Origin of the sequence: Microbulbifer hainanensis, from assembly GCF_014904735.1 — a bacterium.
In the GTDB taxonomy this organism is placed as follows: Bacteria; Pseudomonadota; Gammaproteobacteria; order Pseudomonadales; family Cellvibrionaceae; genus Microbulbifer; species Microbulbifer hainanensis.
Window position 1 is genome coordinate 51,232 of record NZ_JACZCR010000050.1, and the last position, 14,345, is coordinate 65,576.

Genomic DNA, 14,345 nt, shown 5'->3' on the forward strand with positions numbered 1-14,345 from the left:
TTTCCAGACCGTTCGCGGCCCTGCCGCCAACGGCTTCATGGGGGCCCTTAGCTCAGTTGGTTAGAGCATCCGACTCATAATCGGCAGGTCCTGGGTTCAAGTCCCGGAGGGCCCACCATTCTCCCGTCCCCACAAATCCCAGTTAATCTCACACCCCGCGACACGCCTAACTTTCCGCGTTATTCTTTGTCTCAGGAAGTCTAATTTGTGCAACCAAAACTGGGGGCACATGGGGGCAGATCTGGGGGCCCCTAACTAATTAGCGCCAATAGAGGCCCCCAAATTCCGCCGCAGCCCGCATTGCTAAAGGGATAGAGCCATGCCGTTGACAGAGCTTCAGGTTAAGCAGGCAAAGCCGAGGGATAAGGATTACAAGCTGTCCGATGAAAAGGGCATGTTCTTGCTGGTGACCAAAAGCGGCGGCCGCTACTGGCGCCTAAAATATCGTCACCCCCACACCAAGAAAGAGCGCAAGCTCGCGCTCGGTGTATACCCTGAAACCGGCCTCAAGCGAGCGCGCAAGCTCCGTGATGAAGCCCGCCAATTGCTGCTGGATGGTATCGATCCCAGCGACCACCGCAAAGCGACACGAGCAGAACGATACGATTCCGCCACCAACACCTTTGAAGCTCTCGCCCGCGAGTGGTATTCGACAAGGATGGGCGACAAATCGGAGAGCCATCGTAAGCGCACCCTCCGAATGCTCGAGCGTGACTTGTTCCCCTATCTGGGGAACCGCCCCATTGCTGACATCAGCCCACCAGAACTGCTGACAATCCTCAAGCGAATCGAAGACCGCGGCGCGGTAGAAACCGCCAAGCGCGCTAGGCAGACTGCCAGCATGGTATTCCGTTTTGCCATTGCCGGGGGCCGCGCCACCAATGACCCCGCTGCCGTGGTGGGAGGCCAGTTACAACCCACCCGGACCAAGCACTTCCCCACCATCACCCAGCCCGCCGAGGTGGGCAAGCTGCTGGCAGCCATCGACAGCTACCAGGGCAGCCCAACCGTGCGCGCTGCCCTCAAGCTGTCCCCGCTGCTGTTCTGCCGCCCCGGCGAACTGCGTGCGCTGGAATGGGCGGAAATCGACTGGGAGCAGGCGCGAATAGAGCTGCCAGCCAGCAAGATGAAAATGCGTCACCCGCACATCATCCCGCTGTCACACCAGGCACTGGCGATCCTGCGCGAGCTGGAACCCCTGACCGGGCGCTTCCGCTATGTCTTCCCCTCGCCCAAGGGCGCCAGCCGGTGCATGTCCGAGAACGCGGTACGAACTGCCCTACGCAATATGGGGTATGACAATGACACCATCACGCCCCACGGCTTCCGCGCAATGGCCCGCACCCTACTGGATGAAGTTCTAAACGAGCGGGTAGAACACATCGAGCATCAGCTAGCGCACTCAGTCCGAGATGCTAATGGCATGGCCTACAACCGGACTAAGCACCTCTCTCAACGTACGGCAATGATGCAGAAATGGGCCGATTATCTGGAAAAATTGAGAAAGCAGGCCTTCCTGGAGAGTTCGAATAAGGTTTTGTGAGTATCGCTCGAACAGCCATTTTGGGGCAATTTTAAAGCACGTCAACATGCCGCATCACCGTGACCAAAAGAGTTTTTGAGAAGCAGGATGAAAATAAAAGACAGCGACTCAACAGAGCAAAGAGGCTTTGAAAGCCGAGGAGTAGCCATGCCAGAGCGGGCATCTCAGCTCGATGAATATCCAGACTGGACACCAACATTCGTGCTCGAACTGCTGCAACTCGAACAAAGCCCCTTAGTCACTCCAAAGAGACGAGAGATCCTTGAAAAGCTCGCAATACACCCGAACATGAAGCTAGTGTGGCGCAGGTTGATTAAGCGAGATTCCAATTTACAACTCGGGGTCTCCCCCCAACTTTTCTTCGAGCTTGATAAGGCTCTCTACGGATATAACGCTGCTGTCGAAGAGTTAACCCCCTCCGCACGAAAGAAAAAAACTAATGAAATAAAATCCTCCTTGCTCATGATTGCTAACGAGCTAGACAGATACGACATTGCCCCTCAATGCCTATCGCTATTTAATGGTGAAGAGCTTTCAGCAATTAGCATTAACCAAGAATCAGAATCGTCACTTGTTAATGAACTAAGAAAATACCTAACTCCAAGTTTGAGCACCCTGCTGAAAAGATTTTCCGAAGAACTGGACGCCACCCCTATCGGCTCTGAAAGCGTTATAGGCTCTAAAACGAAAGATAATGATATGACACGCCTAATCCGCCATATGGGAATGTTTTTCAAGAAGAGTTATGGAGAATATTTATACGAAAACATATCACTTCTCGTAGAAGTGTTTTTCGATAAGAAAGTTGACCCCTCGGTTATCAGGAAAACTATACAAGCCACCCCACGAGAAGGGGGGGGGAATTAAGCACGAAATTTTCGTGAATTTATACAATGTAGAACTAGGACCAGTCCACCTCAGGAATTCCCCAACTAGTCTGCCGCAAAAACATGTAGAAAATAGGTATCAGCCTCAGATAACCCATAGGAGAGCTGATACATGCGGACCCGACTTATTACACCCACAGCCATACACCCCACTCACTTGTACCGTGCTTCCGAGTGTGCACGATTGTTCGGAATTGGACTCAGCACTTGGTGGCATTGGTGTAATTCCGGCAAAGCCCAGCGCGGCATCAAATTGGGACCAAAAACTACTGTCTGGCAAGGTTCCTATCTACTTGATTTGAAAGCAAAACTTATCGCCGAAGGGCAAGCATTGGGGGGCCGAAATGACTGATATTTCTACCACCTTCGCCCCAGCCTCTCGATCTAAAGTAGACAAAAATAGACATACCAAGCCCTTGGCCACCACCCTCAATATCGATCAATTCTTGGCCGTCTCGCCTGCTCACAGTTCCTTCTACATGTCTCGAGTGAACTCCGCCCGCGACGAAGCAGAAATGTTGTGTTTGAGGGTGCTTCATTGTCCCAAACCCAGAAACTGGCAGGGGGGAAAGCCTCTCCAAGAGATTGATTCGTGCCACAGGAGTCTCTTCCGGTGCTTTAACGCCTTCGCTCCAGGGCTTCGAGAGACGGAGGTAATGTCATGAGGTACCTTGCCGAGCTTGAATACATCACTATTGTTCCCGTCATAATCGAGGCTAATAGCGAAGCTGAAGTCCGGACATTGGTTGATGAGGGTAATTCTACGGAAGGGCTGGGAGTCGAGGATCATGGCGACCCGACCCCGCTTCCTCCCAAGCTACGCTCCGTTAAGTCACTGGGTGACTAATGGGCGCCGAGAAGACTAACAGCCGGGGCATGAAACCTAACGGGCGAGGCAAGGGCAAAATGCCCTTTGTCTGCGCCCTGCACGCTATATTTGACCACCCCGACTATATAGCCCTCAGCAAGACGGCAAGAGCGTTTCTCTGGGACTTTGCTCGCCAGTTCAACGGCTATAACAATGGCAACTTGAGCGCAGCACCAGCCATCATGGAGAAGTACGGCTGGGAGAAGAAGACTGCCCTTCGATGCCGGAAAGAGCTAGAGCAAAAGGGATGGATTTCCGTTACACGCTATCCCCAAGCCAAGAAGGAGCCAACCCTTTATCGTCTTAACTGGCTAGACTTAGACCGCTGGGAAGGTAAACCCTTCCTGGAGCCGGAGGCTTATCGAGCAAAGCGCCGCTCCTTGCGTATCAAGAACTAGGCTAGGCAAGAATCTATTTCTTTGGTCCCAGATTCGCCCCAAAGGACAGACTTAAGGTGGCTCAACGCCCCCACAAGACCGAAGAACTCCATACTAATGGGGGCTGAGAGCCTCCACAAAATACCCATTTTTACCTAGTTCTTGGGGGAAATTTGGCACCCCTTTATAGATATCTACCAGGTACTTCCGATCAAGTACGCGCTAAAAGCTATCTGAGTTGAGGGAGCAGTAAGAACGGAGTGGCTTCATTCTGAACAGGATGGGCACACAGACAATCGACTCAACCGGGAAAAGCAGCGGCCACAAATCGAGCGAATACTTTATAAAACTTTATCTGGTCAAACTGCGACGGCGCGTCAAAGCGCAGACATCCAACTGATCAAATAACGACCGTCCGTTACAAATAAACTGTCTCTTCCCTCTGTGCCATGGCGTGAACTCCCTCACGTTCCTAGGTAGAATCAACCGGTTGTCTGAGCTAACCCAACATAGTGCTCTGACACCCAGAAAATGGAGTTTCTGGGGTCAACTGGTTAGCACATGTAAGCCGCAGCAGGTGAGTGAGCGCCAACAACTCAGGCCGCTCGGCAACCAGCAAGAATAAGAAAGGGGGAGTAGTGAAGGTCACTGATACCTTAGAGTCGACAAATTTTGGCTTCCTCGCCGAGCACGACCAGCTATTCCTTCAGCTGGCCGCCTCCGCCGAGCAGGCGTTTTCAAGCGACCCCAATACCACCCTGATCAAGCTGCGCCAGCTGGGCGAGGCCCTAGCCCAGCATATTGCCGCCCGGGTAGGCGTGGAGATTGACGAGCAGACAGGCCAGGCCGACCTGCTCTACCGCCTCAATCGGGAGCTACGCCTGGAGCCAACGGTGCGGGAGCTGTTCCACACCCTGCGTATTGAAGGCAACAAGGCTACGCACGAGTTCAGAACCCAGCACCGGGAAGCCCTGGACGGCCTGAAAGTCGCTCGGGCCCTGGCTATCTGGTTCCATCAGTCCTTCGGTGGCGCGGGCACCAAGTTCAAGCCAGGCCCCTTCGTCGCCCCTACAGACCCCAGTAGCCATCTGCGTCAGCTGCAAAACGAGATCGACAAGCTCAAGCACGATCTGCAAGAAGCCAACGTACAGCTGAACTCCAGCCAACAGCTCAACGATCTGGTTGCAAAAGAGAAAGCCGAATTTGAGGCCCTCGCAGTGGCCATGGATGAGGAATCTCGGGCAAAGGCCGAGGAGGCCGCAACGCACGAGCAGGCACTCACTGCACAGCGACAAGAGTACGAACAGAAGATCAAGGCCCTACAGCAGCAACTGGCCGAACAGAGTGACAAGACCGTCAGCGCCGAGCGCCAGAAGGTCGCTAAGCAGACCCAGGCCGCTAGTCAGCATATCGTGCTGAACGAGGAGCTGACCCGAATTCTGATCGACCAGCAACTGGTGGAGAACGGGTGGGAGGCAGACAGCCAGGAGCTGACCTACCAGAAAGGGGCGCGGCCCGAGAAAGGCGTCAACCGCGCTATTGCAGAGTGGCCCACCCAGAGAGGTCCCGCGGACTATGTGCTCTTCGCCGGCCTCACCCCCGTCGCAGTGGTGGAGGCCAAGAAGGAGAACACCAACGTCGCCGGCAAGATCCGCCAGGCGGAGCGCTATAGCCGAGGATTTCAGGTCGCCGCCCCGTTAATCAGCGCCTGGGAACTCGCTGGTCGCACCGTGGCCTGGCCAGACGAGGCGGACGGGCACTTCAAGGTGCCGTTTGTCTATTCCTGTAACGGGCGCCCCTATATCCCGCAACTGGCGGAACAATCCGGGACTTGGTTCCGGGATGTCCGTGAGCCAAGCAATATCCGCCGCGCACTGCAAAAATTCCATACCCCGGGCGGTCTGCTCGACCTGTTGCAGCGCAGCAAAGAAAAAGCGGAACAACAACTGGAGCAGGAGCCGTTCGGCTACCTAAAACTGCGCGACTATCAGCAAAAAGCCATTGTCGCTACCGAGAATGCACTGGTTGCCGGTGTGCGTCAGGCGCTGCTCGCCATGGCCACCGGCACCGGCAAGACCCGCACCATCATCGGCCTGATGTACCGGTTCCTGAAAGCCGAGCGTTTCAAGCGCATCCTGTTTCTGGTGGACCGCACCGCCCTGGGCCAGCAGGCTATCGACGCCTTCAACGAGGCACCGCTGGAGCAGAACCACACCCTGTCCAAGATTTACAATGTGGCCGAGCTCGGCGATATGGCCGCCGAAGCGGAAACCCGTGTACAGGTGGCCACCGTGCAGGCGATGGTTGCGCGAGTATTCAGGAGCGACACGCCACCGCCAGTAGACCAGTTCGACTGCATCATCATCGATGAGGCCCACCGCGGTTATACCCTCGACCAGGAGATGACCGAGGGCGAACTGGCCACCCGCGATGCCAGCCAGTACCTGTCCAGCTATCGACGTGTACTGGACTACTTCGATGCGGTAAAGGTGGGACTCACCGCGACGCCGGCCAAACACACCAGCGAAATCTTCGGCAAACCGGTGTACACATACTCCTACCGCGAGGCGGTGGCGGATGACTGGCTGATCGACCATGAGCCGCCCATCCGTTATGAAACCCTGCTCACCCAAAAGGGTATCCAGTTCGAGAAGGGTTCTGCGGTACAGGCCATCAACACCCAGACCGGTGCCGTAGAAACCGCAGAACTGGAAGATGAACTGAACTTCGAGGTGGAAACTTTTAACCGCCGCGTGATCAACGAGAACTTCAACCGGGTGATCTGCGAACAGCTAGTGCAGGAGCTGGACCCCTTCGGGGATGAGAAGACCATGATCTTCTGCGCCACCGATTTGCACGCCGACATGATCAAGCGCCTGCTGGATGACGCCTTCAAAGAGCTCTACAACGGCGAGTACAATCAGGCCGCCGTGGCCAAGATCACCGGGCAGAGCGACAAGGTTAACCAGCTGATCCGCGAGTACAAGAACGAGCGTTACCCCAATATCGCCATTACCGTGGATCTACTCACCACCGGCATCGACGTACCCAAGATCTGCAACCTGGTGTTCTTGCGCCGGGTGCGCTCGCGCATCCTGTACGAGCAGATGATCGGCCGCGCCACGCGCCGCTGCGACGAGATCGGCAAGACCGTCTTCCGCATCTATGACCCGGTGGACATCTATGCGGCGCTGCAGGATGTGAACACCATGAAACCGCTGGTGAAGGACCCCAATATCAGCCTCGAGCAACTGGTGGACGAACTCACCGACCCTGAGCAGCTGGAGCGGGCCCTGAACAGTCCCGGAGAGCAGGAGGGGGAAACCCATGCCGACGCGGTGCTAAGCCAGCTCAGCCAGAAGCTGATGCGGGTGCTGCGCAAGGCGGACAACAAGGCCGACAGCAAACCGGCGCTCAAGCAAAAGCTGGGTGAGCTGGAGCAACAGTGGGGCGTCGCACCCAAGTCACTGCACAAGCACCTGCACGACCTCGGCCCCAGCCAGGCAGCGGAGTTCATCCGCCAGCACGCGGGGCTGCTGAACCAGCTGTCCGAGGTAAAAACCCTGTTCGGCAGTGAGAAGATGCCGCTGATCTCGGACCACGAGGACGAGATCCGCGAGCGCACCCAGAGCTACGGCACGCACAAACGGCCCGATGACTACCTGGATAGCTTCAACCAGTTCATCAAGGACCAGCTCAACCAATCCGCCGCCCTAGCAGTGGTAGTAAACCGGCCCCGCGACCTCACCCGCGAGCAACTGAAAGAAGTGAAGCTGCTGCTGGACAATCACGGCTACTCGGAAGCGAACCTGCAAAGCGCGGTGCGCAACCAGACCAACCAGGATATCGCCGCCAGTATCATTGGCCATATACGCCGGGCGGCACTTGGGGAGGCGCTGGTGCCGTTCGAGCAGCGGGTCGCCAAAGCCATGGACAGGATTTTTACCCAACACACTTGGAACCCTGCTCAACGTAAGTGGCTGCAGCGTCTCGCCAAGCAGCTGACCCACGAGGTGGTCATTGATCGTGAGACCATCAACCAGATGCCCGCCTTCGAGGGGGGCGCCCGCCGGCTGGATAAAGTACTGAACGATCAGCTGGATACCGTACTGGAAGAATTTAAAGCGGACCTCTGGCCTTCCACCCAGACCGCGTAACGAATTAGATGTAAGGAAGTACCATGACCAATAACGATATCGTACAGAAACTCTGGAACCTCTGCGACGTGCTGCGCGACGACGGCATCAACTACTCGGACTACGTCACCGAGCTGGTTCTGTTGCTATTTATCAAGATGGTGCACGAGAACACCGAGGCCGGCACCCTGCAGAAGCACCCGCTGCCGGAGGGCTGCCGCTGGAGCGACCTTAACGGCAAATCCGGCATCAACCTGCTGAACGACTACAAGCGCATCCTGTTGACCCTCTCCACCGGTAAGGACGGCGATGGCAATATCGTGCACGAAGACCCGCTGATCAGCGCCGTCTATGCCGACGCTCAAACCCGCCTTAGGGAACCCCGCCATCTGGAGCAGATGGTCAAAACCCTGGACCAGATCGACTGGTTCAGCGCCCAGAAAGACGGCCTCGGCGACTTGTACGAGGGCCTGTTGCAGAAAAACGCCAACGAAACCAAGTCCGGCGCTGGCCAGTACTTCACCCCGCGCGCGCTGATCAATTCCATGGTGCGCTGTATTCAGCCACAGCCCGGCGAGGTGATTCAGGACCCGGCCGCCGGTACCGCCGGCTTCCTGATTGCCGCCGACCAATACATCAAGGAGCAGACCGACGATCTGTTCGACCTGACCGCCAAACAGCAGGCGTTCCAGAAGAATCAAGCCTTTGTCGGTATCGAGCTGGTACCCGGTACCCGCCGCCTGGCGCTGATGAACTGCCTGCTGCACGGCATGGAAGGTGACGACGAGGGGGTGGTGCACCTGGGCAATGCCCTCGGTCAGGCCGGTGCCAGCCTCGCCAAGGCAGATATCATTCTCGCCAATCCACCATTTGGCACCGCCAAGGGCGGCGAGGCCAGCATCACCCGCGATGACCTCACCTACAAGACCAGCAACAAGCAGCTGGCATTTCTGCAGCATATCTACCGCAACCTTAAGCCTGGCGGCCGCGCCGCGGTGGTGCTGCCGGACAACGTACTGTTCGAGACCGGAGTGGGTACTGAGGTGCGCCGGGACCTTATGCACAAGTGCAACCTGCACACCATTCTGCGTCTGCCCACGGGTATCTTCTACGCCCAGGGGGTAAAGACCAATGTACTGTTCTTCACTAAGGGATCGGCCAAAGACAAGCTGCAGGAAGAGAATTGCACCGAGAATGTGTGGGTCTACGACCTGCGTACCAACATGCCCAGTTTCGGCAAGCGCACCCCGTTCGGCGAGCAGCACCTGAAACCGTTTGAAAAGGTCTACGGCAAAAAGGCGGATGGCACCAGCAAACGCAACGAAGGCGAATGGAGCTTCGGCGCCGAGGAGATCGACCTAGCACCGGAAGCGCAAAAGGCCGACGAGAATCAGGATGTGGACGAACGCCTGGCTCATAGCCGCTGGCGCTGCTTCAGCCGCGAGTGGATTGCCGAGCACAAGGGCGACTCACTGGATATCAGCTGGCTGAAGGATGCCGACAGCGTGGATGCAGCCAATCTGCCGGAACCCAGTGTGCTGGCCGGGCAAGCTATGGGCGAGCTGGTGCAGGCACTGGGAGAGCTGGATAGACTGATGCGTGAGCTGGGCGCTGGGGATGAGGCGGATGCCCAAAAAATACTGCTCAACGAGATATTAGGGGAGGCGAAATAGTGAAAGCCCCGGCAACTCCGCAATCCTGGCAACGTGCCACTCTTGGAGAACTCGTAAACCTGAGCACTGGTAAGCTAGACGCAAATGCGGCCGTCGATAGGGGGAGGTTCCCGTTTTTTACCTGTGCTGAGGCAATATCCCGGATCGACAATTATGCATTTGATACTGATGCAGTATTACTAGCGGGAAATGGCTCCTTCAGCGTTAAGCGCTATTCAGGCAAGTTCAATGCGTATCAGCGTACGTATGTAATCGAGCCCATTCAAATTAGCTTGAACTTTCTATACTGGCTCACTCGTGGTCACATTTCACTGATTACGCAGGGCGAGCGTGGTTCGACAATACCCTACATACGAAAGGGCGACATTACGGGCGTCGAGCTTTCGCTGCCCCCCTTGGCCGAACAAAAAATCATCGCCGACAAACTCGACACCCTGCTGGCCCAGGTAGAAAACACCAAAGCCCGCCTCGAGTGCATCCCCCAGATTCTCAAGCGCTTCCGGCAGTCTGTTCTGACTGTGGCAATAAGTGGGGAGCTAACAAAAGATTGGCGTAACAGCAGCCATTTGGGTAACTGGACCTCCGGTGCACTTGGTGACTTCATAGAAAAACCAAAGTACGGGACCTCTGCAAAGTCTCTGAAAGACGGTCTTATACCTGTACTGCGTATGGGAAACCTGCAAGACGGAAAACTAGACTGGTCTGACTTGGTATATTCATCAGACTTAGCAGAAATAGAGAAGTATCAGCTTACCCCCGGTGATGTCCTATTTAATCGAACAAATAGCCCAGAGTTAGTGGGGAAAACCTCCATATATCGAGGAGAGAGAGAGGCGATTTATGCTGGATACCTAATTAAAATCAAATGCTCAGAACTGCTGAATCCGGAATTTCTCAACTACCATTTAAACAGCCCTTATGCAAAAGATTACTATAAGGCCGTAAAATCAGACGGTGTAAGTCAATCCAATATCAATGCCAAAAAGCTCAGCGCGTACCCCATTCATTGCCCGCCAATTGAAGAGCAAGCCGAAATCGTCCGCCAGATTGAGCAACTTTTCGCTTTTGCCGACACTATTGAGAAACAGATTAACAATGCCTTGGCGCGGGTCGAGTACCTCACCCAGTCCATCCTCGCCAAAGCCTTCCGCGGCGAACTCACCGAGCAGTGGCGCGAGGACAACCCGCACCTGATCAGCGGCGACAACAGCGCGACGGCACTGCTGATGCGCATCCACGCGGAACGGGTCGCGAAGCCACCCAAGAAAAAGATAATCCGAGCTAGGGCGCGATAAGAGAGAGCACATGGAAAATCAACCTCTCGGTAGTGGAGAGCAAGCCAAGATAGTTATTTTTATCCTACTAATGCTGCTTGCTAATGTGTGGGCAATTGTTCCGGCGATACTCCTTGGACTAGGAATATTTATGCTGAAGCGATCTGAAGATTTTTCATACATAAAAGCGGCAGTAAATATTACAAAAGGCTACTGGGTGTTAGTGTCACTATTCTGGGCCGCATTTATTCTCATAGATCAGTACGAATGGTATTCACGTGATGGGTTTGTTAACTGGATTGCGGACGGAAACTATATAATGTTATTTTTCGTTATCGCTCCCCTAGCCCCGATCCCCTTGACCCATTACTTAATACTTAAGCCTCTCAAGCTGAGAAAAGCATGGGTCACTAAAAACGGTATTTTTCAGTAGAAAGAAAATATGGAACCCAGGAATAACAATAAGACTTCGGTATTTTTTTCACCGCGAAAACCTGATGACCACACACTGTTCAATGAAGCTCGCGCCCCCGCCATTGTTATCGTCCCATCTTTACGGGACTGGGATGATTTTGGACACAAAATTTATGCCAGCTATTACCTCATTAGAGATAACATCTACATACAAGAAGGAAAAATACTGCTTGGGTTCATTGAAAACGATAGGGAAATTAAGAAGAAACTTTACAAGAACGAACAACTCCTAATATCGTCAGAAGAGCTGCCGACTTTCTTTACAATGCGCCAAGACATGGAGGCATACCGAGCGTTAATCCATGAAAAAGGAACTGACCGCGCACTGCAACTTTTGTCTGAATTAAATGATCTTGTTTACGCAAGAAAATCAAGAAAGCCTCAAAAGTGGCTTTCTACAGCTCTTGAGTCCGAAGTTTTTAAATTGGGCTTCATGCGAAGCTCAGATCAATTTTTCACTTTTCATAATGCCGAATCTATTTTAGACGGCGTAAAGGCAGAGCGCCTAGATAGAATCTCGACTACTCTCCATTTAAAATTCAAACTTGACGCATTTAACAACGATCATCAAATAGATTTTGAGTTTTCTTCAGATGACCCCCTACCAAGAAGAGTGAATGTCCTGATTGGCAGAAACGGATTGGGAAAAAGCCAGGCTTTGGGAGCAATTGTTAAATCGCTCCAATATGGTAATCATGACCTAATAGATCCGACTTACGGCCGACCAATGATCAGTCGGGTTTTAGCTATAGCGACGCCCGGTGAAACCGCACATACCTTCCCTGAAGAAAGCGCTACACAAAAAACGCTATATCGAAGATTGAACTTAACGAGGAATACTAACAACGGCCCGAGTAGAGATTTCGGAGAAATTTGCGTTCAACTTGTACGTTCAACTGAACAGATTGGCGGAAACTTGCGGTGGGAGATTTTTTTGAAAACCATCTCGAAAGTATTCAAAGGCCAAACAATTGGTTTAAAACTTCATAGCAATGTGTTTGCTAGAAACGCAAACCTTATCTCCATTAACGGCCAGAATTATGTACCACTAGATTCACTAAGCGATGGCGGAGAACAGGCTACTTTAGAGCTCTGGTCGGCGATTCAGTCAAATTCAAGCCCCTTCAAGCTCATCAGCGGTCAGGCATACCGTTTAAGTAGTGGCGAGCTATCTTTTATCAAGTTTGCCGCACAAGCGAGTCTATTTATCGAGAATGGGACACTGGTACTTCTGGACGAGCCAGAGACTCATCTGCACCCAAATTTGATATCAGACTTCATAAGCTTATTAAACAATCTCCTTGAAATTACTGGGTCTATTGCGATAGTTGCGTCTCACTCCTCATATATAGTACGTGAAATACCCAAAAAGCAGGTTCAGGTGTTCAAAAGTGATAGCGACGGAAACATTCACATTCTGAACCCTAGGCTAAACACATTTGGCGCTAATATCGGATCAATTTCCTACTTTATTTTCGAAGATGAAGTATCAAGCATAGCGGTCAGCGATATTGCCAACAGCCTAAGAAATTTGGTTGACAGAAGTGCCGGCATGGAACGACTGAGACAGGAAGTATCGCCTGAATTATTTATGCAGCTTCAAAGAGAGCTTGATCAGGACCACAGATAATGAAGCGAATTCAACCACCACTTCAAGACGACCTCGCTGAGCTCCGATCTCTGGTGCAAAATGAAAACCTCGGTAGCTATCCGGAGTTAATGCACAATTATTTGATATTCAAGTCTCAGTATGAAAATTTCTATGCCAACCAAGGGAACCCTTGGCGGATCGCACCACAAGAAATGTCAGATGATCTAAAAAAGTCTATCCGATCACACTATAAACATCCGCCAAAGGATACGCTTGAATTCATAGAAAAATATAGAAACGAATTGTCCCCAGATGTATGCCCGATGTGCGGCAGTCTAAAAACAGGAACAATCGATCACTACCTTCCAAAAGAGACATATCCGGAAATGTCTGTTTTCTCTATGAACCTAGTTCCTGCATGTGACTGCAATACTAGAAGAGGAGAGCTCACTAAGGGGGTCGACGAAAACGAGCGATTAGCTCACCCTTACTACGATGAATTTTTGCGAGATAGGCTTTTTAAAATTGAGTTCGAAGAGGAATTTCTCACCCCGAAAATTTCTATAGTTTTACTAAATCCAAATCATCCTCAAAAAAAACTGCTTAATTTCCATTTGCGCTCTATAGTTTTAGCCAATAATTCCGTTAATTGGATGAATAAAAGCTGGGCCGATATCTGCAGGCGACCATATAAATTATTGCGTGTCTCGCTAGATCCCGGGCCTGTAACTTTGGATTCTTGCAGAGAAGCAATAGTTAGGCTTAGAGATCACAATGATGACCTTTATGAAACCAAAAATAGCTGGCCCTCTATTTTTTATACAGGGATACTAGAAAACGGTAATTTCCTTGCGCAGCTTTCAGATATTACTGAACAAGATAGAAGGGGAAGCTTAGCCCCATCTTGATATGGGGAACAGTTAAGCGGCCCAATAACCACCACAGGAACCATATTCAAACCCGCTTGGGAGAACCACCACAACGCGGATTACAACAATCCAGGCCACGCCCTATACCGGAATGATGAGGAGGAGCGAGCCCGCCAGAGAATGCGATGAAGCGGGGACGGTAGGTGGCGGTATTTATCAGTTTGATTGCAAAGCGCATTACTCCGGCCGTGTAATCGCTCTCATTTCGTTAACAGCAAAGTAAGAATCGTACCAAAGAATATTGGCGAACCTATTGAATCGCCGTTTTCGGTGACCTCAAAGTGTCATTTCTACTTTTAGGTGTAGAACATCTCACCCCAAGAGGCCCAAGCGCACCCTATCGGGGGCCTTTATGGGGGCATACACTTCAAATCCTCCGCCACAAAATCATAAAAATCAATGCGTTAGAGGCAGACTTCAAGTCCCGGAGGGCCCACCATTCTCCTCCCCCGCTTTCTCTTCACCATTCTCGTGAAGCTTCTTTCCTTCAAGATATTTTCGGTTTAGCGACGCCCCTGCTCCTGACTAAAATCCCATGGACAATGTGGTCACAAACAGGCTGCGTGGCGCGCACTTTTAATAGGAAATTAAAC

General features: G+C 52.5%; 9 protein-coding genes and 1 tRNA gene. All 10 read left to right on the top strand.

Features of this window, described 5'->3' with window-relative positions; all coding sequences use genetic code 11:
* Positions 1–41 precede the first annotated feature (41 nt).
* The 10 genes from IG168_RS18670 to IG168_RS18715 all read left to right on the top strand — a co-directional run bounded on the left by IG168_RS18670 (position 42) and on the right by IG168_RS18715 (position 13,731).
* Positions 42–118 (top strand) — tRNA-Ile (locus tag IG168_RS18670).
* Between the two features lie 201 nt (positions 119–319).
* Positions 320–1,543: a tyrosine-type recombinase/integrase gene (locus IG168_RS18675; protein WP_193166126.1), complete on the top strand. Its 1,224-nt coding sequence runs from the start codon at positions 320–322 to the stop codon at positions 1,541–1,543.
* An 87-nt stretch (positions 1,544–1,630) separates the two neighbouring features.
* Positions 1,631–2,410: a hypothetical protein gene (locus IG168_RS18680; RefSeq protein WP_193166127.1), complete on the top strand. Its 780-nt coding sequence runs from the start codon at positions 1,631–1,633 to the stop codon at positions 2,408–2,410.
* Between the two features lie 896 nt (positions 2,411–3,306).
* Positions 3,307–3,696: a hypothetical protein gene (locus tag IG168_RS18685; RefSeq protein ID WP_193166128.1), complete on the top strand. Its 390-nt coding sequence runs from the start codon at positions 3,307–3,309 to the stop codon at positions 3,694–3,696.
* A gap of 617 nt (positions 3,697–4,313) precedes the next feature.
* Complete coding sequence (gene hsdR / locus IG168_RS18690; RefSeq protein ID WP_193166129.1) at positions 4,314–7,832, top strand: type I restriction-modification system endonuclease; 3,519 nt, start codon at positions 4,314–4,316, stop codon at positions 7,830–7,832.
* Between the two features lie 23 nt (positions 7,833–7,855).
* Positions 7,856–9,484, top strand: a complete 1,629-nt coding sequence (locus IG168_RS18695) for a class I SAM-dependent DNA methyltransferase (RefSeq protein ID WP_193166130.1) — start codon at positions 7,856–7,858, stop codon at positions 9,482–9,484.
* Positions 9,484–10,779 (top strand): restriction endonuclease subunit S, encoded by a 1,296-nt coding sequence (locus tag IG168_RS20945; RefSeq protein WP_319024758.1) that lies wholly within the window; start codon positions 9,484–9,486, stop codon positions 10,777–10,779. Before IG168_RS18695 ends, IG168_RS20945 begins: the two co-directional genes overlap by 1 nt.
* 10 nt (positions 10,780–10,789) lie before the next feature.
* The gene (locus tag IG168_RS18705; protein ID WP_193166131.1) at positions 10,790–11,191 is read left to right on the top strand and encodes a hypothetical protein; all 402 of its coding nucleotides are present in this window, start codon (positions 10,790–10,792) and stop codon (positions 11,189–11,191) included.
* A 9-nt stretch (positions 11,192–11,200) separates the two neighbouring features.
* Entirely contained in the window at positions 11,201–12,862 is a 1,662-nt protein-coding gene (locus IG168_RS18710) for an AAA family ATPase (protein ID WP_193166132.1), read from the top strand.
* Positions 12,862–13,731, top strand: coding sequence for a hypothetical protein (locus IG168_RS18715; RefSeq protein ID WP_193166133.1), 870 nt, complete (start codon positions 12,862–12,864; stop codon positions 13,729–13,731). Before IG168_RS18710 ends, IG168_RS18715 begins: the two co-directional genes overlap by 1 nt.
* The last annotated feature ends 614 nt before the right edge of the window (positions 13,732–14,345 follow it).

Bases quoted from the DNA above. Each gene is read 5' to 3' on its own strand.
- IG168_RS18685 (WP_193166128.1), top strand. From the start codon at position 3,307: ATGAAACCTAACGGGCGAGGCAAGGGCAAAATGCCCTTTGTCTGCGCC.
- IG168_RS18680 (WP_193166127.1), top strand. From the start codon at position 1,631: ATGAAAATAAAAGACAGCGACTCAACAGAGCAAAGAGGCTTTGAAAGC.
- IG168_RS18715 (WP_193166133.1), top strand. From the start codon at position 12,862: ATGAAGCGAATTCAACCACCACTTCAAGACGACCTCGCTGAGCTCCGA.
- IG168_RS18695 (WP_193166130.1), top strand. From the start codon at position 7,856: ATGACCAATAACGATATCGTACAGAAACTCTGGAACCTCTGCGACGTG.
- IG168_RS18705 (WP_193166131.1), top strand. From the start codon at position 10,790: ATGGAAAATCAACCTCTCGGTAGTGGAGAGCAAGCCAAGATAGTTATT.
- IG168_RS18675 (WP_193166126.1), top strand. From the start codon at position 320: ATGCCGTTGACAGAGCTTCAGGTTAAGCAGGCAAAGCCGAGGGATAAG.
- IG168_RS18710 (WP_193166132.1), top strand. From the start codon at position 11,201: ATGGAACCCAGGAATAACAATAAGACTTCGGTATTTTTTTCACCGCGA.